Source organism: Coprothermobacter sp. (assembly GCA_013824685.1).
Taxonomy (GTDB): Bacteria; Caldisericota; Caldisericia; order Cryosericales; family Cryosericaceae; genus Cryosericum.
Map to the genome: position 1 here is coordinate 42,110 of PNOG01000005.1, position 19,683 is coordinate 61,792.

At 59.8% G+C, this 19,683-nt stretch carries 17 protein-coding genes; 8 read left to right on the forward strand and 9 right to left on the reverse strand.

From position 1 onward, the window contains the following. Nucleotides 1–57: 57 nt before the first annotated feature. The 4 genes from C0398_00950 to C0398_00965 all read right to left on the reverse strand — a co-directional run bounded on the left by C0398_00950 (nt 58) and on the right by C0398_00965 (nt 5,443). A complete protein-coding gene (locus C0398_00950) occupies nt 58–363 on the reverse strand; it encodes a DUF1294 domain-containing protein (GenBank protein MBA4364558.1) in 306 nt (101 codons plus the stop codon). Between the two features lie 77 nt (nt 364–440). Then, nucleotides 441–3,620: a hypothetical protein gene (locus C0398_00955; protein MBA4364559.1), complete on the reverse strand. Its 3,180-nt coding sequence runs from the start codon at nt 3,618–3,620 to the stop codon at nt 441–443. Nucleotides 3,621–3,764: 144 nt separating this feature from the next. Beyond that, the gene (locus C0398_00960) at nt 3,765–4,466 is read right to left on the reverse strand and encodes a pirin family protein (protein ID MBA4364560.1); all 702 of its coding nucleotides are present in this window, start codon (nt 4,464–4,466) and stop codon (nt 3,765–3,767) included. 191 nt (nt 4,467–4,657) lie between these two features. After that, on the reverse strand, nt 4,658–5,443 hold the full coding sequence (locus tag C0398_00965; GenBank protein MBA4364561.1) for a deaminase: 786 nt from the start codon (nt 5,441–5,443) through the stop codon (nt 4,658–4,660). Nucleotides 5,444–5,483: 40 nt separating this feature from the next. On the opposite strand from C0398_00965, the gene C0398_00970 reads away from it, so the two are divergent. Next, nucleotides 5,484–7,412, forward strand: coding sequence for a hypothetical protein (locus C0398_00970; GenBank protein ID MBA4364562.1), 1,929 nt, complete (start codon nt 5,484–5,486; stop codon nt 7,410–7,412). Then, on the forward strand, nt 7,396–8,172 hold the full coding sequence (locus tag C0398_00975) for a hypothetical protein (protein MBA4364563.1): 777 nt from the start codon (nt 7,396–7,398) through the stop codon (nt 8,170–8,172). The genes C0398_00970 and C0398_00975 overlap by 17 nt, the downstream gene beginning before the upstream one ends. Here the strand turns inward: C0398_00975 and C0398_00980 are convergent. From C0398_00980 to C0398_00995, 4 genes are all read right to left on the reverse strand, one after another. Continuing rightward, nucleotides 8,162–8,644 (reverse strand): cysteine methyltransferase, encoded by a 483-nt coding sequence (locus tag C0398_00980; GenBank protein ID MBA4364564.1) that lies wholly within the window; start codon nt 8,642–8,644, stop codon nt 8,162–8,164. The two genes, C0398_00975 and C0398_00980, sit on opposite strands and share 11 nt — an antisense overlap. A gap of 49 nt (nt 8,645–8,693) precedes the next feature. Continuing rightward, nucleotides 8,694–9,179, reverse strand: a complete 486-nt coding sequence (locus tag C0398_00985) for an acetyltransferase (protein ID MBA4364565.1) — start codon at nt 9,177–9,179, stop codon at nt 8,694–8,696. A 147-nt stretch (nt 9,180–9,326) separates the two neighbouring features. After that, on the reverse strand, nt 9,327–9,818 hold the full coding sequence (locus tag C0398_00990; GenBank protein ID MBA4364566.1) for a 3-hydroxyacyl-[acyl-carrier-protein] dehydratase FabZ: 492 nt from the start codon (nt 9,816–9,818) through the stop codon (nt 9,327–9,329). A 367-nt stretch (nt 9,819–10,185) separates the two neighbouring features. Continuing rightward, nucleotides 10,186–11,106, reverse strand: coding sequence for a hypothetical protein (locus C0398_00995; protein ID MBA4364567.1), 921 nt, complete (start codon nt 11,104–11,106; stop codon nt 10,186–10,188). A gap of 185 nt (nt 11,107–11,291) precedes the next feature. On the opposite strand from C0398_00995, the gene C0398_01000 reads away from it, so the two are divergent. The 4 genes from C0398_01000 to C0398_01015 all read left to right on the forward strand — a co-directional run bounded on the left by C0398_01000 (nt 11,292) and on the right by C0398_01015 (nt 15,856). Continuing rightward, nucleotides 11,292–12,596, forward strand: a complete 1,305-nt coding sequence (locus C0398_01000; GenBank protein MBA4364568.1) for an MFS transporter — start codon at nt 11,292–11,294, stop codon at nt 12,594–12,596. Continuing rightward, entirely contained in the window at nt 12,494–13,444 is a 951-nt protein-coding gene (locus C0398_01005; GenBank protein ID MBA4364569.1) for a hypothetical protein, read from the forward strand. Before C0398_01000 ends, C0398_01005 begins: the two co-directional genes overlap by 103 nt. Before the next feature lie 129 nt (nt 13,445–13,573). Beyond that, a complete protein-coding gene (locus C0398_01010) occupies nt 13,574–14,293 on the forward strand; it encodes a hypothetical protein (protein MBA4364570.1) in 720 nt (239 codons plus the stop codon). 90 nt (nt 14,294–14,383) lie between these two features. Further along, entirely contained in the window at nt 14,384–15,856 is a 1,473-nt protein-coding gene (locus C0398_01015; protein ID MBA4364571.1) for a pyridoxal-5-phosphate-dependent protein subunit beta, read from the forward strand. A 456-nt stretch (nt 15,857–16,312) separates the two neighbouring features. Here the strand turns inward: C0398_01015 and C0398_01020 are convergent, their stop codons facing one another. Then, the gene (locus C0398_01020) at nt 16,313–17,269 is read right to left on the reverse strand and encodes a homoserine kinase (GenBank protein ID MBA4364572.1); all 957 of its coding nucleotides are present in this window, start codon (nt 17,267–17,269) and stop codon (nt 16,313–16,315) included. A 160-nt stretch (nt 17,270–17,429) separates the two neighbouring features. Between C0398_01020 and C0398_01025 the strand changes: the two genes are divergently transcribed. Continuing rightward, on the forward strand, nt 17,430–18,122 hold the full coding sequence (locus C0398_01025) for a metal-dependent hydrolase (GenBank protein ID MBA4364573.1): 693 nt from the start codon (nt 17,430–17,432) through the stop codon (nt 18,120–18,122). 73 nt (nt 18,123–18,195) lie between these two features. Then, complete coding sequence (locus tag C0398_01030; GenBank protein ID MBA4364574.1) at nt 18,196–19,656, forward strand: arginine decarboxylase; 1,461 nt, start codon at nt 18,196–18,198, stop codon at nt 19,654–19,656. The last annotated feature ends 27 nt before the right edge of the window (nt 19,657–19,683 follow it).

Consider the following 19,683-nt stretch of genomic DNA (forward strand, 5'->3'; position numbering starts at 1 on the left):
CAAGCCCGATGATAGAGGCGCCGTTCGCAGATACGGTCGGTTTCTGTGAAAGAATCCTTAGTGGGGGCGCAGGAAGAGGTACCAGCCGGCGACAACCACGATCTGAACGGCAACGACCAGCCAGAACCGTTCCAGGAAGCTTTCTTTGCTGGTCTTGTGGTGAAACAGCCGCATGCCTGCGATCGCTCCGACGGTACCACCAGCAAACGCCAGCGTCAGCAGGACCCTCTCCGGTACACGGGTTGCTCCAGTCCCTGCAATCAGCTTGTCATAGCCGTAGGTAAGAAACGTGATGCCCGTGACGGCCAGCAGCCACGACTGCACCCAGTCGAGTGCCGGCAGGTAGCCATGCAGTAGGAACATGCCCGTTGCAGCCAGTCCCAGCGTGAGAACCAGCGCTCCGGTCATGGTGGTACGTCGGCGCGCACGGGCGACGGTGGTCACTGTGGTTCGTGCTCCCCGTCGTCCAACGTGTACCGAACCTTGGCGGCCAGAGCGTGTATGGTGAACGGCTTCTGGATGAACTGAACGCCTGCTTCCAGCACTCCGCGGTGGGCAATGACGTTTTCCGTATAGCCAGACATGTAGAGAACCTTCATCCCAGGATGGTCCTTGGAGATGCTGGCAAAGAGCTCCCTGCCATTCATCTCTGGCATGACCACGTCGGAGAGGAGCAGTTGCACCGGTCCGTCGTAGCCGGCAAGGATCGACAGCGCTGCGCGTCCGTTTTCTGCCAACAGGACGCGATAGCCCTGCTGTTCCAGGATACCCTGTGCAAGGCTGCGGACCACGGCGGCGTCTTCGGCCAGCAAGATGGTCTCGGTGCCACGGAGGTCTTCGAGAGGTGTCACCTGCGCTCTCTCGACAGGTTCGGCGGCAGTCTCGACCGCGGGCAGGTAGATCTTGAATGTTGTCCCCTTGCCGAGTTCGCTGTAAACCCAGATGTTGCCATCGTGCTGCTTGACGATGCCGTAGACTGTGGCAAGGCCCAAGCCAGTGCCCTTGCCCTTTTCCTTCGTCGTGAAGAAGGGCTCAAAGATGCGCTCCTGAGTCTCGGCGTCCATACCAATGCCGGTGTCACTGATGACCAGCAGGACGTAGCGGCCCGGTACCACGCCTTGGTGCGCTGCCACGTAGGCAGCGTCCAGGTCCGCGACGCTCGTCTCGATGGTCAGCCTGCCGCCTTCAGGCATGGCGTCCTGGGCATTGACAGCCAGGTTCATGACCACCTGCTCCAGCTGACCGATGTCTCCCAGGACTGCAGGGATGGACAGCGCCAGAATGACCTTGAGAGCAATATCCTCATGGAGCGTGTGCCGCAGCAGTTTCTCGAACTCCGTGACCACGGCGTTGAGGTCAAGGGGCCTGAACTCCAGCACCTGTTTGCGGCCAAAGGCCATGAGCTGGCGCACCAGGTCCCGGGATTTCTCTGCAGCCTTCACGATCTGCTGAACGGACTCCCTGTGTGGATCGTCCGGACTGAAGTCGTCCAGGAGCAATCCACCGAAGCCGAGGATCGGGGTCAGCAGGTTGTTCAGGTCATGGGCCACCCCACCGGCCAGACGGCCGACAGACTCCATCTTCTGCGCCTGCCGGTACTGTTCCTCCAGCTTCGCCTTCTCTTCCTCCCCCCGCTTGCACTCGGTGATGTCCCAGGAAAGGTCGCCCAATTGGGATACGATCTCGATGTCGCTCTCATCATAGTTCGCAGATTTGTTGCCAACACCAATGATCGCCTTGATTTGGTTCCCTCTGAAAATCGGGACAACGACTTCTCTTATGATTGGCGCATGGCCATCAGGCATCCCTTTGCGATGAGGTAAAGAAGCATAGTCGTTGTGAATAACGGGGCGACGTTCATTTACACAATCCGCCCATACACCCGCTTGGGCAATATCATAATGGCTGCCCTTTCCTTCAGCCGTGCACATGTTTTTTAGTGTATTCGTTGACCAATTCTGCAAAGAGAGCGTTTTTTGATCTGATTCGACAAAATGATAGAAACCAATCGTGCTTCCAGTCAGTGCTTCAATTTCATCCAATGTTGCAGTAAGCAATTCATCCATCGAGTGTGAACTAGCAAATTCCAATAGCCGAAGGCGCGTCTGCATAATATTCGCAACCCGCTTGCGCTCGGTGCGGTCGCGCAGGACCATGATGCCGAACGCCAGATCGCCGGACAGTTCCTCCAAGAGCCGGATTTCGTCCGCAGTGATGGCATTTGGCTCCGTAGAATAGATATTGACAACGCCGAACGTATGTGCTCCTTTGTCCTTGAGGGGGAGGGCGATACTGGAACGATAGCCGTGCTGCAAAGCGCTTTCACGCCACGGGGCCATTTGTGGGTCAGTTGTGAAATCCTGAACGTAAGATATTCTGCCGCTTCGGATAGCTTTTCCAGTAGGACCTCGTCCGCGTTCCGTGTCGGCCCATGTGATGTTGGCGTTTGCGATATACCCGCTATCGAGCCCAGCCCAAGCGACAGGACGTACGGTCTTGGCGTCATCGTGCTCGGCATATCCTACCCAAGCCAAGCGGTAACCTGCTTCGTCGCAAATGATACGGCAGATATCGTTGAGCAAGGTCTGCTCATCAACTGCCCGCAACATGGTCTGGTTACATTTGCTGATGGCTCGCAGTTCGCGATTCAGCCGATGCAGTGCCTCCTCGGCCAGTTTGCGTTCGGTGATGTCACAATCGGTACCGCGATAGCCTTTGAAGTTCCCATGGGCATCATAGAAGGGAAGGCCGCTGGTTTCCAGGACAACCGGATGTCCATCCTTGTGGATGCAGATGTTCTCCAATGCGATGACGGGTTTCTGTTGTAGCGTCAGTGGTCCGAAGATTCCCGTCACGCGTTGTGCTTCCTCCGCGGGCATCAGCTCAAACGGTGTCTTGCCGACAATATCTTCCGGCTCATAACCAAGGATGCCTTTCACCCGTGGGCTGACATAGGTGTAATGTCCCTTCGGATCAACCTCCCAGACCCAATCATACAACGTTTCGACCAACCCCTGGAATCGTTGCCGGCTCTCCTCCAACGCTTCCAGGAAACGGCCCCGCGCTACACGATCGGAAAGGATTTTGCCGATGAGGACGGTGGCCAGCGGATAGGTTAGGATGACCGGCAGGCCGATCCGTTTCAGCGTGTCGAGAATCATGCCGGCGGGCAGTGTCGAGGTGAGCGCGAGCATGACCAGGTGGACCAGCAGACCAAAACCCAGGAGTTGTCTTGTTGAGACTTCCCCGTCCTGATGGATATAGCGGGTGCGAAAGAGAATGCCGAGAAGGCCTGAAGACAGGATGACCAGCACTCCCATGACAGCCCCCGATCCACCCTGGACTATCCGGAGAGTCACCGCCATACCACCTGCTACGACGAGCGCCACGGGGCCGAAGAACAGGCCGCACAGGCTGATCACGACGGAACGGCCGTCAAAAATCAGCCCAGGCGCCAAGGTCAGCGGGACCAGCATGCCAATGACAGCCGCGCTGCCGAACAGGAAACCCTGCAGCAGCGACTCATACTGATCCAGGTACCGACGCTGTCCGATGAATCCGGACACCACGCTCAGCGCCACCAGTAGTGCCAAGTTGTCGATCAGACTGATGATAATCATCCTTGCGCTCCTCTGCTCACAATGGCTCGACTCCCTTCATAACGATCCCATGATATGAAGAGCCCCGTCACGTACAACGCGACGGAGAGGCCGCCGGCGTCTTCAGGACACCAAGGTGACGCCATCGATAGCAACTGAAGGGGGTCAGGCAGCAACGTCCACGAGGACGAAGCTCCCGCCTGTTGCCGATGCAAGGGAGAGCGCTTTAGCCTCGCCGCTTACTCGTCCCTGGTCTCCTTGCTCCAATAGGGTACCGTTGAGTGAAATGGATCCGGACGTCACATACAGCAGGACGCACCGGTCGCCTGTGACGGGGTACTCAAGCGCAAAGGCTGGAGAAAACGTCGACAGCGAGACGGAGGCATCGGCATGCAGCGTCACCGCAGCGGGCTTCCCCTTGCCCGAGGCCACCGTCAGCAACTGGTCATGCCGCGACATCTGCGTGAAGTCCTTCTGCTCGTGTGATGGTATCAGCCCGGGTTCGTCCGGGAAGATCCAGATCTGATAGTACCGGGCTGGGTCGCTCTCCTGGTTCTTCTCCGTGTGTCGTGTCCCCGTGCCGGCAGATATGCGGTGTACCTCGCCTGCATGGACAATCGTGCGCTCCCCGGCATCATCGGTGATGGTCAGTTGCCCCACTAGCATGATCGTGACCATCTCCAGTTCCTCGTGGGGATGCATCCCGAATCCTTCCCTTGGCTGGATCAAGTCGTCGTTGAAGACGCGCAGCTTGCCCAGGCGCACGTTGCCTGGCACATACCACTCGCCGTATGAGAAGAGCCAATAGGCCTGGATCCATGACAGGTCGACAAAATGGCGTTCCTGTGCCGGTATGCGGGTGACCATGATAGACCCCCTTGTGACAACCGTACAGAACCTGCAACGCACCCGAATCAAACCACCAGAATTCCACTTATCCGACCCTGATGCCAATGACGGGCATTCGTCTCATGCGTTCATCTGTCTCAGGTATAGAGGAAACGCTCTCCGAGTCAAGCAAGTGGCTGGGGATGCGCACAACTCTGCAGTCGCCTGCTTCAGGTCTTGCGGGGAGCCTTCTTCCTCCTGCCGGCGACCTTGTAGCGCAGCCACACCAGGCCCTCGCCAATAGTCTCGGCGCTGACAAGCGTGAGGGCAATGACGCCTTCGGGAGATGCCAGGTCCGGCGCGCGGAACATGGAGCGCTGCGACGTTCCGCCCACCAGTGCCGGATGCACGAGGATGCTGACCTCATCGACGAGTCCGGCCCGGAGCAACACGCCATTCAGAATACCGCCCGAATCGACGCGCACAGTCTGGATGCCGTAGCGTGCGTTCAGCTCTTCCAGTGCGGCTCTCATGTCGACCTTCTCGCGTCCGGCAACGATGAAGTCGACCCCTGCCTCGGCCAAGTACTGCAGGTACTCATCCGGCGTGCTGTCTGAACAGATCGCCACGCCCCCTCGCCAGTAGGGCATCGCCAGCCACGTCTTCCAGCAGCGGACGCGCGCCCGGCTGTCCACGATCGCCAGCAGCGGACGCGTGTCAGTCGGGACGGCGACCTGCGGTTCCCAGGGGCCCTTGTCCCGTGCTGCCGATTCAGGAGCCGCCAGGACCGTCCCTGAACCCACCAGCGTACACTCCTCGTGCCATCTCCCCGCGAGGTCATAGAGAACCCCGACGTCGGCTTCAAACCAGTCGATACGCCCATCGGCGCTCACGGCATTGTGTATGACGACTCGTGGCAACATGTGGCACCCCCTGTCTCCTGACTGCATCATACAACAGGTGGTGGAAGGGGTCAACGTGACGACGCAAGCGAACGCATTGAAACCCACGAGCACCAATTTTCCCTGACCCGAAGGTGCCCTTGCCGTTCAGCTGATGGATTCCCACATGCGCGGGAATGACGGGTCAGAGGATCGAGCGATGCGTCGCTGGAACCCCATTCTCGCGTCCCGACGAACCCGGGAGCGCACTCTGAGCGAACAGGGCTATCATGATACTATGGAATCGCAGGAATGGGCGGTATCTGTGGTGCAGGACGGCGACAGCTGCTGGTTGGTCGTGGTCGGAGACGACGTCTCTCCCTCGACCAGTGCGCGCGTCCGTGCGCTGGGGCGTGCCACTGAGGCACTGCATCCCACCTGGCTGGTCGAGACAGTGCCGGGATACTGCACGCTGGGGCTGATCGTCCAGCCGCTGCAAGTCTCACCGGAAGAGGTCCAAGAACTGGTGTCCAGAGCCGTACGAAATGTCACGGCCGCCCCGCCCGTCCAGCCGAGGACCGTTTCGATCCCGGTGTGCTATGGCGGCACATACGGTCCGGACATGGAGACCGTCTGCCGGCATTCTGGACTGAGAGAGCAGGAGGTCGTGCATCGACACGCTGCAGCCGGCTACCAGTGCTCCATGCTGGGGTTCCTGCCCGGCTTCCCATACCTCATGGGCCTCGACCCGCAACTGGCGACGCCGCGCCTGGCAACGCCGCGGGCCACTGTCCCAGCAGGGAGTGTGGGGATAGCGGGTGCACAGACGGGCGTCTACCCGGTGTCCAGCCCAGGAGGCTGGAACATCATCGGTCGCACCCCTCTCGCCTTGTTCGACCCCTCGCGTGAGCAGCCCTCGCTGGTGCAGGCAGGAGACGCCGTCTGCTTCTCTCCCATCAGCGTCGAGGAATTTGAAGAGCAGCACTCACATGAATTCACACGTTATCCACAGATATGTGATGTTTCAGAGCAAGATGTTGGTGGGTTCGAAGTGCTTGAGCCCGGTCTATTGACGACGGTACAGGACGACGGCCGCTGGGGCCTGCAGCATCTGGGGGTTCCCGTCTCAGGGGCCATGGACCGGCAGGCACTGGCCCTCGGGAACCGTCTGGTCGGCAACGAGGAAGGAGCTGCGGCACTGGAAATGACTCTATCCGGTCCCCGCCTGGCGTTCACGACAGACACGCTGGTGGCCGTGACGGGTGCGGACATGGGTCTGCAGGTCGACGGGTATGACGTCCCGGCATGGACCGCGATCCTGGTACGGGCCGGCAGCGTCCTCTCCGTAGCCGGTTCCACCGGAGCCGGGTGCCGCGCCTGGCTATGTGTCGCGGGAGGTATCGACGTTCCGGGTGTCCTGGGCAGCCGTTCTACACTCCTGCGGGCTGCACTGGGAGGATTCGAAGGACGAGTACTGCGTACGGGAGACCGTCTTCCTCTGCACCCTCTGACGCGAGAGGCAAGGCATCCGGATGGGTTTTCCTGCCCGGTCGAGTTGCGGCCGTCATATGCCATGGACACACCGGTTCCGGTCCTTCCGGGTCCACAGGCCGACGCGCTGACACCCGGCGCACAACAGGCATTCCTGGACGCGACATGGACCGTGGGCAACGACAGCGACCGCATGGGTTGCCGACTGGAGGGGCAACGACTGGACCTGGAAGGCAGTGCGGACGTCATCTCGGAGGTCGTCCCCGAGGGAGCCGTCGAGGTGACAGGCTCAGGTCTGCCTATTATCATGCTGGCGGATCGCCAGACGATCGGGGGATACATCAAGCCGTTCGTCGTCGCCTCGGCGGCACTCGGATGGCTGGCACAACGTCAACCGGGTGACAGCGTCCACTTTCGCATGTGCTCCCTCGATGATGCACGGGACATGTTGGAGAGGCAGTCCTCTGCAAGGAAGGAATTGACTCGCCTGCAAGCCATCTGGCGCCAGTGCCGCGCAGGTGGTACACTGCAGGTGACGGTGAACGGCGTACGGCATGTGGTTGAATGGCAGGACGTGACTCCTCTGGAGGTGGACCATGGGCATGGCAGTTGACCTCAACAGCGACGTAGGTGAAAGCTTCGGGGCGTGGACATTCGGCGATGACGCACATGTCCTGAACCATATCACCAGTGCCAATGTCGCCTGCGGCTTTCATGCAGGGGACCCGGAGGTCATGCTGGCGACGGTGAGAGCGGCACATCATCGCGGCGTCGCTGTCGGAGCACACCCGGGGTATCCAGATCTGGTCGGATTCGGCCGCCGCGCCATGACGTGCACTCCCGATGAAGTCTATGCTTTCTGCTTGTACCAGATTGGAGCGTTGGCGGCTCTCTGTCGTGCCGAAGGAATTTCACTGTGCCATGTCAAGGCGCACGGAGCGTTGTACAACCAGTCGGCCAGGGACCCGGATCTCGCCCGCGCCCTTGCGCGAGCGACCCGGGATGCAGCCCCTGCTCTCATCCTGCTTGGACTGCCCGGGTCACAGCACGAGTTTGCTGCCCACGAAACAGGTGTCCCTTTTGCCGCCGAGGCCTTTGCCGACCGCGCCTACCAGGCGGATGGTTCGCTGGTCGCTCGCGCCCATGAGGGCTCCGTCCTGCACGACCCCGAGGCTATCGCCCCTCGCGTCATCAGGATGGTGACCGAGGGGACCGTCGAGACAGTGCAAGGAGAGGTCGTCGCGATCCATGCCGACTCCATCTGTGTTCACGGGGACAATCCTGCTGCGTGCCGCATCCTGGAGATGGTCCATCGTGCGCTGGATGATGCCGGCGTGCGCGTCAGTCCTCTGCGGGAAGTGCTCAGCCTCTAGCAGCCAGAACCCTCTGCTCGTGCTCCAGCAGCCAACGCTTGCGGTCGAGACCACCTGCGTAGCCGGTGAGTGAGCCGTCACTGCCGATTACGCGATGACAGGGAACGATGATGGCGATGGGGTTGTGCCCCACTGCACCGCCCACCGGGCGTGCCGACCTGGGACGGTCAATAGCCGCGGCAACGTCCCCGTAGCTTTTCGTCTGTCCAAACGGGATTTTCCGCAACGCATGCCAGACCAGCCTCCGGAACTCCGTGCCTCCCGGGTTCAGGTGGACGGCAAACGTCGTCCGCCTGCCGCCGAAGTACTGGCTCAGCTCTGTGATGCACTGCTGCACGACCGACGTCACGCAGGCCGCTCCCATGTCGACGTTCTCGACGAACGTCACCGACACGATGCCGCGTTCGGTGCCTGCGACCTCCAGTGCGCCGATGTCCGTGAAGAGGTATCCCCTATCCAGCTGCTCCATCATACGACCCCCTGAACGACCTACTGGATGCATCGCTATGCGTGACACCGCGTCAATCTTCCACCGGCAGTTCCTTGATGCGTCGGGCAGGAACGCCGGCATACATGCCATTGGCAGCGCAGTCTTTGTTGATGACGGCTCCTGCCGCTATGACACAGCCGTCTCCGATCGTCACGCCCGGCAGAATGACTGAGCGTGCCCCGATCCAGCAGCCGTCCCCAACTGTGATGGGTTGGGGATTGACGCGCCCCGCTCTTTCGGTCGCCGGTCCCATCATGTGCGTCGACGTGCAGAACAGCACTTCCATGCCTATGCCACAGTTCTTCCCGATACGAATGGGCGCTGAGCCGTCGAAGAAGCAACGGTAGTTGACAAACGTGCCTGCTCCGATGACGATGTCGCGGCCGGCAAAGTAGCATCCGGGCCGAATCCCGTGCGTCCTTGTCCGTATCCCATAGAGGCGCATCAATGATGCCCTCACCGGATTTACGAGAAGTGGACTGGCAGCCAGCCAGTTGATGAAGAATCCTCTCCACATGCGGTCGGCGACGGTGATGATGACAGACAGCCGGTCTGTGCCAGTATGCTGTGCTACCATGTCCACACTCCTTGTTCGTTCTTGACGCTGCCCTTGCGTTCCCTGCCGTGAACCGGCTCCATCAACATGTCCCGTCAACCTCCAACCTTACCCTCTCCCATCGGAAGAAGAACGATGGGCGCGGAAGGTGCATGTCAGAATCGCAGCAGCTGTGCGGACGCCACCCGTCCACGCCTCCATGTTGCTTTCGATGACCCCGTGCCGCATCGAGACCACACTGCCGGTGAGTTCTACAACTGCGCCGGGGAGGACCGCCTTGAAAAACCGTGCGTCCCTGATGCCGACGAAGTAGGCGATCTGGCCCGAAAAACGTGGTGTCGTCAGCATCATCAGTGAGGCGGCCTGTGCCATGGTCTCGATGATGATTACGCCGGGTGTCAGTGGAAATCCGGGGAAGTGCCCAGTGTAGAAGGAGCTGTCCTCTGGATAGGTTGCCTGCGCTGTTACACGGACGCCTGGAACGACATCCGCAGGACCGTTGACGAAGAGAAACGGCTCTCGCTGGGGCAGGAGTTCACGGACCTGTTCCGGGCTGAGTCTGAGAGTGCTTTGAGCCTGTACACTTGCTTCTGATATCATGTTTGTCCTCTCGCGGCGGAGTGACCGTCTACCCACGTCGAATATGCAAATATACAATTCTATTTTACGCGGTTCGGGTTGCTTGACTACCCTGCAACGATAGCGATCTCGATGGAGGCTGAGCCTGTGGGGGACCAAGACTGGGCGTTGCAGTGCAACATGTCAATGCTGCACTGCACGTAATTCTTGAAGAGGGTGGCACATGGCGCGAGCAATCTGGAACAACGTAACACTGACCAACGCGGATGCGGCTTGGTCGTATCTCGAACCCAAGTCGAAGGCAGCCAACATCATCAAATATGTGGTGTTCTGGAAAGGAGTGCGCGTCGAGACTTGAGTAGCGCTGTCTCCTCCTGTTGTCGCTCCGTCAGGGCAGTTCGATACCGATCGACTTGTTCAGGTCGAAGACGTCCCATGTGAACGAGGTCGTCTTGCCGTCTTTGGTCGACTTGGTCTCCCAGCGGGTGGTGCCGCCCTTGAACTCTCCGCTGTCGATGACCCATGCCGTCGTGCTTGTCACGGCGCCGTTGAGCGAGATCTCATAGACGTACTTCTGGGTGGAGTAGCCGTTGACCGTTCCCCCGTCGGAGCGCTTGAACCCGCTGTCCTCCTTGCTGACGGAGGAGTAATCTTGGCCGAACATGCTGGTGTAGATGCCGCTCATGCCCATCATCCCCTCGGCTGCGTCTCCGGTGAATGTATTCCATTCGCCTTCGGTGCCGCTACGCATCTTTACCGTCTTGCCAACCCTGTAGATCTCGTTGAGATCCTCGCCGTTGCCGGTGCGGAAGTACTCGTGGTCCGGCTTCTCGAATGCGCCCTCCGCGACTGAGGGGTCCATCTTGCCCTCTTCCATTGAAGACCATTTCCAGCGGTAGCTGGTGACGTTCTCCAGAATGCTCTTGTTGCCGCTTTCCTGTTCTGTACCCGATCCTTCGTCTTCTGATGCCGTCATCGACGTCAACGTCAGTGTGGCTTCCTGCTCGTCTCCTTCGACGCTCAGGGACGTCGAGTCAGTGTCATACCCGGAAGCCGTCCCCTCCAGTTCATAGTCGCCGCTGGCGAGATCCGTGAAGGACGCCTTGCCCTTACTGTCGGAGGAAGCGGTGGTCTTCTTCCCCTCTCCGTCCGTGAGCGTCAGCGCGACGCCCTTGATTGCATCACCGTTGTCGTCCTCGACAGTGACGCGTATGCTTCCTGTCTCTGCAGGGGCTGTCTTCTTTCCGCACCCAACGACCAGAACTAGGCTCAACAACAGCAACAAAACGATTCCTCTCCTCATTGTCATCCTCCTGTGAAATAGTCACTCATGGGCTACTGGTCGTATCATCGTGCTGCCGTACGTTTCATGCTGTGCGCAGTATAGCAGGAAGGACAATGTCAATCCAGCGTCCGACCCTCCCTCGCCAGTTTGTGCTAGACTCATGGTGTTCTGTGCACAACGCACGATCCCTGGTAAATGAGGTCGGATGAATGGTTGACGAGAAGTTGAACGAGGGCTTTGCTGTGAAGTGCTTCGATACCCGGGACACGGTCCTTGCATCGCGTATCAGCCTGCGTGATACCTTCGCGGCCATGCGGTACCCGAACTACCGCATATGGTTCTCCGGACAGCTCGTTTCCCTCTTTGGAACCTGGATGCAGGCGACAGCGCAGGGATATCTTGCCTACCAGCTGACCAGGTCATCCGCCTTTCTCGGCTATGTCGCGTTCGCCACCGGCCTTCCAGTCTGGCTATTCATGCTCTATGCAGGTTCAGTCACAGACCGCGTACCACGCAAGAGGCTGATGCTCTATACGCAGTCTGCCATGCTGGTGCTGGCCTTCGTCCTGGCATTGCTGACCTTCACCGGCCTCATACGCCCGTGGCACATCCTGGTCTTGGCGTTTCTGCTCGGAATCGCCAATACCTTCGACTCGCCGGCGCGCCTAGCCCTCGTGAACCAGCTCGTCGACGACAAGCGGCACCTGCCCAACGCCGTCGCGCTCAACGGTTCGATGTTCAACGTGGCGACGGCGCTGGGACCAGCGGCCGCGGGCGCTGTGTACGCCCTGCTGGGGCCGGCCTGGTGCTTCACCATCAACGGCCTGTCCTTCGTCGCGGTCATCGCAGCCCTCTTGCTCATGCGCCTTCGACCGGTGCCATTATGCCCGAGGGATCAGAGCCCTATGGCGGGGATCGTCGAGGGGCTCAGGTACGTCTGGAGGCACGAAAACATTCGCATACTCATCCTCCTCATTGGGGTTACGTCGCTGTTCGGCCTCTCGTTTGCCGCACTTATCCCGGCCTGGGCAGTCAAGGTCCTGCACGGCACTGCAACGACTGGCGCAACCATCAACGGCCTGCTCCAGTCTGCCCGGGGCATCGGGGCCCTGCTGGCAGCGCTGACCATCGCGACCGTCAGCCATCTGAAGGTGAAGGGTCGCATTGCCACGTTCGGGACGTTCGCTTATCCCGTCGCTCTTCTGGCATTTGCCGCCGCCCGCTCGACGGTCCTTGCAATGCTTCTCATGGGCCTGGTCGGATTTGCCAGCATCCTGGTCATCAGTCTCTGCAACGTGCTGATCCAGTCGCAGGTGGAAGACTCGCTGCGGGGGCGCGTCAGCGCTGTCTACAGTCTGGTGTTCTTCGGCATGATGCCCATCGGCTCGCTTCTGACAGGCTGGTTGGCACAATGGGCGAGCGAGCCCGTGGCCATCATCGCGAACGCTTGTGCAGCATTAACAGGCGCAGCTCTCATCTGGATGCTTGTTCCGCGTCTCAGGGCCATGCCATGAATGACATGCCTGCCCAGGATCGTCATCAGGAGGATGACATGGAAGAACACATCGGCTCGGCAACACTGCTCGGTCATGGACGAACTGCAGAAGTGTATGCCTGGAAAGAAGGCAGTGCCCTCAAGCTCTTTGTCCCCGGGTTTCCTTCGCGTCTCATCGATCAGGAAATGGAGGGGACACGGGCAGCTAACGCCGCCGGCATCCCTTCGCCCCAGTTCAGGAGTGTCATCACGGTGGACGGTCGCCGAGGGCTGGTGCTGGAACGGCTGACAGGACACAGCATGCTCACCCTTCTCGGCCGTGAACCTGCGCGGGTGACATACTATGCCGGCCTCTTCGCCGAACTGCAGGCCCGCATGCATGACTGTCATGCGTCAGGACTGACTTCTCGCCGCGAGGACCTGGCGCGACGCATCGCCCGGGCCGGCGTGGTCGCGCGTGTCAAGGGCGACGCCCTGGCCACCCTTGAGCGGCTTCCCGACGGAGATGCCCTGTGCCACAGTGACTTCCACCCGGACAACGTGCTCATGACGCCGCAGGGTCCGATGGTCATCGACTGGTCATTTGCCGCATGTGGAACACCCGCATCCGACGCCGCACGCACCGCATTGCTGCTCCGGATCGCGGATGCGCCGCCCGGATCCTTTCGCGTAGCATGGGTTGAGCGCGAGGCAAAGGACCGGTTCTACAGAGCGTGGCTGAAGCGCTACCGCGAGCTGCAGCCCGACGCAGCAGGCACCATGTGGAGCTGGCTGCTGCCGGTGGCCGTCGCACGCCTCGCGGATGACATCCCCGAAGAGCGGCCGCGCCTGATGACCCTCATCGAGGAACTGCAGCAGAAACATTAAGTACTCAGAGCTGCTCTCGTCGGTTGCTTATGACCCACGGTTTGGTACAATGACAGGCTGCTCCCTACCGCGCTTTCGGGGCAAGCTTTCACATGATGGGGCCGGGGAAGCGCCCCGCCTGGAGGTACCATGGAAAAACTCGACGTGATCCTGCTCATCGGTCGACCGGCAGCAGGCAAGAGCGAGACGATCGACTTTCTGAAACAGTTGCCGGACGAGAAGCGGTTGCGGGACTACCACATCGCCCCGTTCGAGGAACTGGACGACTTTCCCTACGTCTGGCAGACCTTCGAGAACGACGCGATCAGGCAATTCATGGGCCTTGGCCGGCGGGACACGGACGATGCCCTGTACTTCCTGGACGACCGCATCTGGGACTTCTTCATTGAGCGCATCGACCTGGATTTCCGCAAGAAGCTGGCGCGGGATCCGCTGTTTCTCGAACACCACACGGTCATGATGGAGTTTGCCCGTGGCGGGGAAAACGGCTTCGCAACCGCCTTCCAGCATCTATCGGACGACGTGCTCAGCCGAGCATCTATCCTGTACATCGACGTCTCATTCGAGGAGTCCCTGCGCAAGAACCGCAGGCGCTATCGCCCCGAACAGGCCGATTCCATCCTGTATCATTCGCTCGAGCACGCCAAGATGGAGCGATACTACAAGGTCAACGACTGGGCGCGCCTGTCCGAAGGGCATGACGAGGGGTTCATCACAGTCAAGGGACACGAGGTCCCCTTTGCCGTGTTTCACAACGAACCGGAAAAGACTCTTGACCCCGACCTTCTGGGCGCCGCCCTGCGCGATGCGACCGGCCGGCTTGTCAAGCTCTTCACACGCAAGGGTTGAACAAGCCTCCAAGGGTGCTAGACTCAGAAGTTGGTTTCTATAAGTGTTTCCGTGCCCGACGTGCGGATTCTCTGATAAGAGGAGTGCAACATGGCTGTATTTGATATGACCGTCCACGAAGACGTTCTGGCAACGACCGTCAAACTAGCCCAGGACCGCAATATCATCATCCCCACCTTCGCACAGCAGAAGGACCCGTCGCTTGTCCCGGACAAGGTCAAGGCCAGGCTCAAGGGAGTCGGCCTCTGGGACGTCAATCCCATCAACCTGTTCCGCATCACGTGGCACAACGACGTGAAAACTGGCCTATACGGCGACGCGAATTATATCGAACTCCCAAGCTCCATCACCGGTATCAGGGCTCGTGTCGTGGGCATCGTCGGCAAGTATTTCCCCACCGGCGCACACAAGGTCGGCGCTGCATTCGGCTGTCTCGTTCCACGACTTGTGACCGGGCAGTTCGACCCGACCCGGCAGGCGGCCGTGTGGCCGTCCACGGGCAACTACTGCCGCGGTGGCGCCTTCGACTGCGCCCTGCTGGCCACGGATGCCGTCGCCATCCTCCCGGAGGGGATGAGCAAGGAACGCTTCGACTGGCTGCGTGAGATCGGAACCAAGGAGGTCATCGGCACTCCTGGAACCGAATCCAATGTCAAAGAGATCTACGACAAGGTACACGAGCTGAAGACCGCCCGTGGCGATGGCATCGTCGTGTTCAACCAGTTCGAGGAGTTCGGCAACGCGCTGTGGCACTATGACATGACTGGTTCGGCATTCGAGCAGGTCTTCAACGCCATCAAAGGTCCAAGATCGCGCATGGCAGGCTATGTCTCAGCTACTGGCTCTGCCGGGACCATCAGTGCCGGCGAGTACCTCAAGAAGGTCTATCCATACAGCCATATCACGGCCGTCGAGGCCCTCCAGTGCCCGACCCTCTATGCAAACGGGTTCGGCGCGCACCGCATCGAGGGCATCGGCGACAAACACGTCCCCTGGATCCACAACGTCCGCAACACCGACGCCGTGGCCGCCATCGACGACGAGTATCCGATGCACCTGCTTCGCCTCTTCAATGAGGAGGCAGGCAAGGCCTACTTGGAGAAGAAGGGTGTCCCGCGCGAGCTCATCGAGCAGCTCAACCTGATGGGCATCTCCTCTCTGGCAAACATGGTCGCGGCAATCAAGATGGCCAAGTACGAGGAGATGGACGAGAACGACGTCGTCTTCACCGTGTTCACGGATTCCGCCGACCTGTACCTGTCACGCATCGAAGAACTCCGGGCTGAGTATGGCCCGTATACCGAGATGGACGCGGCGCTCGACTATGTGAAGTATCTCGAGGGCATTCTGACGGACTGGTACCGCGAACTCAACTATCGGGACCGCAAGCAACTGCATAACCTCAAGTACTTCACCTGGGTCGAGCAGCAGGGCAAGACTGCGGAGGAGCTGCGCGAACTGTGGGAGCCGGAGTTCTGGAACCACATCTGGACTGCTGCTCCAGCGTTCGACAGACTCATCGACCAGTTCAACGAGAGGACGGGGCTGCTGGCAAAGCTGTAGCGTCGCCCGTTCCGACCGACCCGTTCTGTAGGAACCTCAAAGAGACACCCCGGCATGAACCGCCGGGGCGTCTTCGCATGTCTTTCCTGAGATCGGCTTTTCTCCACAGCCGCTGTTGATTATGTGGAAAACTGGTGGAGTCACGTATGGTCGTGCCGTGGACAACCTGTCAGGGAGCTGTGGAAAACCCCTGTACGGTCATGTTTCAGGTCGCCATTCTGAACTCCGCATCCCAGGCTCGTTCCACCGAAACATACTCGTGGTGGGGCTGAGCGAACCGAAAATGTCTAGGGATACGGCATATTGTCTGAAATCGTCTGACAGGGCCACTTTTCGTGATATGATTCTCAACATCCGCTTCTGAAGCCACGTTACAGGTTCCCGACGTAGGACGAACCAGGAAAAGGAGAACCGCCCGCCATAAGAGGCAGGCGGTCAACCATTCCAGGGGAGGGACTATGCTTTCTCGTCGTCGACGGTTTGCAGGATGACCCCCTGGGCCGAAATGTCGAGGACGAACGTCTCGGCCTCTGCATCCAGCTCGATCATCGCCTTCTGCATCGCCTTGGCAACCTTCTCCGCCTTGGCGGGCTCAGCGAGAGCGGCGATGCTGGGTCCGGCTCCCGACAGGAAACTGCCATACGCTCCGGCCCGGTCGGCGGCACGCGACACTTCGCGGAATCCGGTGACAAACTTCTCGCGGTAGTGCTGGTGGAGACGGTCATGAAGCGCGAACGGCAGGAGGTCATAACTGCCACTGAAGATGCAGGCAGACAGCATCGAGGCGCGACTGATGTTGAAGACAGCATCTCTGCGCGAATACGTGTCAGGAAGGCACGCCCGGGCCTTCTTCGTCGACAGGAAGCCGGACGGGACCATGACGACGACCTTGAGGTTCTGTGGAACGACCTTCATGTAGGCCACTTCGCTCTTGTCGCTCGCAGCGATGATGAACCCGCCGACCAGCGATGCGGTGACGTTGTCGGGGTGTCCCTCAATGGCGATAGCATACTTGAGGACTTTGCCGGTATCGAACTGCGTGTTCATCATGACCTCGAAGCACGACAGGAGCCCGACGATGGCGCTGGCACTGGATCCCAGACCACGCGTCAGAGGAATGCCGGTATGGACGCTGATGCTCAGCGGTGGCAGGTGCACCGATTCGGCACGCTCGAAGTAGTCCATGACCTCGCTGACGAACTTGAAACCCTTTTCGTTGAGAACGTCGGCGCCCATGCCTTCAAAGTGGACGCTCCCCTTCTCTCCCGGCGAGAGCACCTCGACGGTATACGTACTGCGCATTTCGAGGGCTAGCCCAAAAGCGTCGAACCCTGGTCCCAGATTGGCGGTGCTTGCAGGAACGCTGACTATGACTTTGTTGATCACGTTTTCTTCCCCCGGCGCAGCTGCAATTCCTCGATACCAGTGTTGGCAGCGCGCGAACTATCGCAAAACGAACTACTTAACATATCTTACCACATCCTTGGCAATTGCAAGCCTCACCGTGAATGGTTGAGCCGGGGCTTGACCATCATGCCCCAGGAGGTAAACTGACGAGGAGGTATATGACACCTTGACACGTGAGCAGCTCACCTACCTTGGTCATTCGGCTTTCCTGATCACCACGACAGCCGGTGACATCCTCATCGACCCGTTCCTCTCGGGCAACCCTTCAGCATCCATGGGTCCCGACGATGTCCATCCAGACTACATCCTCGTGACGCACGGCCATTCCGATCACTTGGGCGACACCATCGCCATCGCCAGGCGCACCGGAGCAATGGTCATCGGCCCGGCGGAACTTGTCACCTACCTTGCAGGCAAGGGTGTTGCGAACGTGCATGCCATGCACATTGGCGGCAATCACGTCTTCCCATTCGGTGAACTCTTCCTGACCCAGGCCCTGCATGGCTCCTCAGTGACGGAGAACGGCCACCTCATCTACACGGGAAATCCCTGCGGCTTTGTCGTCAAGACCGGACAGCGGACCATCTACCATGCCGGGGACACGGGCGTGTTTCTCGACATGGCGCTCATCGGCCGACTGCACCCACTGGACATCGCGCTTCTCCCCATTGGTGGCAATTTCACGATGGGGATCGACGACGCCGTAGAGGCAGTCAAGATGCTCGCTCCACGCACCGTGATCCCGATGCACTACGGGACCTTCCCGGTCATCGCCGTCGACCCGCAACTGTTCCGGAAGAAGGTGGATTCCACGACAAGCGCCCATTGCGCGGTCCTGAAACCCGGACAGACGTTCTGAGCCAGCTGACACCAGGAACCAGGATTCACCCTCGCGCGTTGACAGCAGGGGTCTGGCCGGTACACTCTGTTCCATGAGAGATCAGAGTCGTACCCCATTTTTCGATGCTGTCCAGTCGTATATCGGCAAGCACCGCGCCGGCCTCCACATGCCGGGGCACATGGCAGGCCAGGGTATTCATCCGCGCCTCAAGGAGTTCTGGGGAGAGAATGTGTTCCTTTCCGATCTGACGGAGGTCGAAGGGCTCGACTACCTCCATCGCCCCATCGGCGTTGTCAAGGAAGCGCAGGAGCTAGCCGCTGAAGCCTACGGCGCCATCGAATCATTCTTTCTCGTCAACGGTTCGACGGTCGGAAACCAAGCCATGATCCTGTCGACCTGCGATCCCTATGACCGCGTCATTGTGCAGCGCAATTCGCACCGCTCGATGTACGGAGCACTCATCCTCAACGAACTGCGCCCCATCTACCTCGAGGCTGAAGAAGACCGCCTGCTTCAGTTCCAGACATTCCCGTCCAAGAAGACGTTCGCGCGCGTGCTCCGGGACCACCCTGAAGCCAAGACCGTCTTCGTGACCAACCCCAACTACTTCGGCATCAGCTCGGACATTGACTACTACGTTCAGAAAGCGCACGCCACGGGACGTCGCATCCTGGTCGACGAGGCCCATGGGTCGCACTTCCATTTCCACCCGGACCTTCCCAAGAGCGCTGTCGATGCGGGCGCCGACATGGTCGTCCAGAGCACGCACAAGACGCTCTCTGGCCTTACTCAGACATCCATGCTGCATCTGGGCTCACGGCGCGTGGACAAGGAATTGGTACGAGCCACGCTCACGATGTTGGAGAGCTCGTCGCCCTCGTACATCCTCATAACGGCCCTCGACGTCGCCCGTATGCAGATGGCGACGAACGGTCACGACCTGCTTCAACGGGCCATCGATCTCGCAGAGGATGCTCGACGTCGCATCAACAACATCGAGGGGCTCTTTGCCCCGGGCAGGGAACGCGCTCACTCCGACGCCATCTATGATGTTGACCTCACCAAACTGACCGTCCATGTGTCGAGACTGGGACTGACTGGATTCCAGGTCGAAGAGATCCTCAACAGAGACTACAACGTCGAAATCGAATTGTCTGATCTTGAGAATATCCTGGCATTCATCACGATCGGGGCACCTAAGGAAGCAGTGGAGATTCTCATCAAGGCACTCGAGGATATCTCCCGCAAACGCCACGGCAAGACCTCCAGCATCACTCCTCCGCCACCCATCCCCAGCATTCCCGAGATGGTCCTCTTCCCGTTCGAGGCATATTATGCCAAGAGGGAGCGCGTCCGCATGGAAGACTCCGTCGGACGCATCATCGCGGAGCTCGTGACTCCCTATCCGCCGGGCATCCCGATCACAGTCCCCGGGGAAGTCATGACGCACGGGTGCGTGGACTACATGGTGTTCATGCGCGACCACGGCGCCGACCTGCAGGGCATCATCGACAAGACGGCCAGGTACGTGCAGGTCGTCAAGGAGCGCTGATCGGTCACTGGACTCGTCCCTTGCCTG